This is a genomic window from Streptomyces sp. SPB074 (assembly GCF_000154905.1).
In the GTDB taxonomy this organism is placed as follows: Bacteria; Actinomycetota; Actinomycetes; order Streptomycetales; family Streptomycetaceae; genus Streptomyces.
In genome coordinates this window covers 3,476,047-3,477,416 of sequence record NZ_GG770539.1, presented here as the reverse complement: position 1 = coordinate 3,477,416, position 1,370 = coordinate 3,476,047, and the positions used below count along the sequence as shown (strand labels likewise).

Annotated in this window: 1 protein-coding gene; it reads left to right on the top strand. The window is 78.8% G+C overall.

Annotation, left to right across the window (positions count from 1 at the left end; all coding sequences use genetic code 11):
- Window positions 1-1,191: hypothetical protein (locus SSBG_RS14365; protein ID WP_078491304.1), on the top strand; the 1,191-nt coding region annotated here is incomplete at its 5' end.
- Window positions 1,192-1,370: the final 179 nt, after the last annotated feature.

Sequence of the window (1,370 nt, the reverse complement as noted above, 5' to 3'; positions counted from 1 at the left end):
TTCGCGCCCGGGACACGGACGGTGCGGGGCCTCGCGTCGAGCGCCGAGGCCCCCCTCCTGGCCATCGGCACCCCCTACCGCAGCAGCGTGCGCCCCGCCGACGGGGCGCTGTACTACCGAGTCGAACTCCCGGGCGGCGGCGAGTCCTACGCCTCCGTCGTCGCCGTGCCGCCCCCGGGCACGCGCCTGACCTACGGCGACGGCGTGCGGGTCACGCTGCGCGACACCGGCGGCGGGTACTGCGACAGCGCGGACGCGAACGCGGCGGGGACGCTGTGGGCGCGCCCGATGGGGGCCGTGGTCGAGCAGACGCCCCGGCCCGCCGGGGCGTGCGCGGCACCCGGCACGTACTACGTCGTCGTGGAGCGCACGACCGGGCACGGTACGGACGCGGTGGCGCCCTCGCTCGACGCCTGGGCGCTCGACCTGCGGCTCTTCACCGAGCCCGCGCCGCGCACCGCTCCCCCGGCCTCCGCGCCGCCGCGCGCCACGAGTTCGCCGCCCGCGCCGCCCGGCGGGACGCCGCGCGAGCGCGAGGGCGGCGCGGGCCCGGCCGGTCTGGGCGACGAGGCGCGGATCGGCCCGGGGACGTGGCGCGACCGGCTGCGTCCCGGCACGACCCGCTACTACGCGCTGCCGCTGGACTGGGGGCGTCGCGCCTTCGTGGAGGTCGAGCTGGGCAGCGCCGTCGCGAGCGGTTCGGGCAGGAAGACCGTCGCCTCGGCGCTGCGGGCCGGCCTCGACAGCCCGGTGCGCGCCGAGGTCGTCGCCGACAGCGCCTTCTACACGGGCTCCCCCTCCTCGGCGCACCTCGACACCGGGGCGCCCGTCGCCTTCGCCAACCGCTGGGCGGGCGGCGGCCTGGGCGCGCTGCGCTTTCCCGGTACCTACGTCGTACGGGTCTCACTGAGCCCGGAACTCGCCGCGGCCTACGGCGACGAGCCGCTCGGGGTCGTCCTGCGGGTCGCGGAGCGGGACGAGGGGCGCGCGGGCCGGGCCGTCACGTACCCGGGGGACGCCGGGATCTTCCGGGCCGACGGGAAGCCGGCGGACGGGCCGCGCGCGCAGCGGCGGGCGGCGGCACCGGAGGGCGGCGGGATGCGGTGGCTCGCGGCGGGGAGCTTCGCGGCGGGACTCGCGCTGCTCGGCTGGCTCGGCGTGTGGCGGCTGCGCGGCCGCCGCACCGCCTGACGCGGCATCCCGGAGAGCCTGAGGCGGCATCGCGGACGGCCTGACGCGGCACCCCGGACGCCTCACGCGGCACCCCGGCACCCCGGAAAGCCTGACGCCGACTCAGGGCGCCTGTGTCAGTGCCCAGAAGCTGATCGCGAAGCACAGCAGCGCGAGGAGCAGCACGGGCACGGCGACCC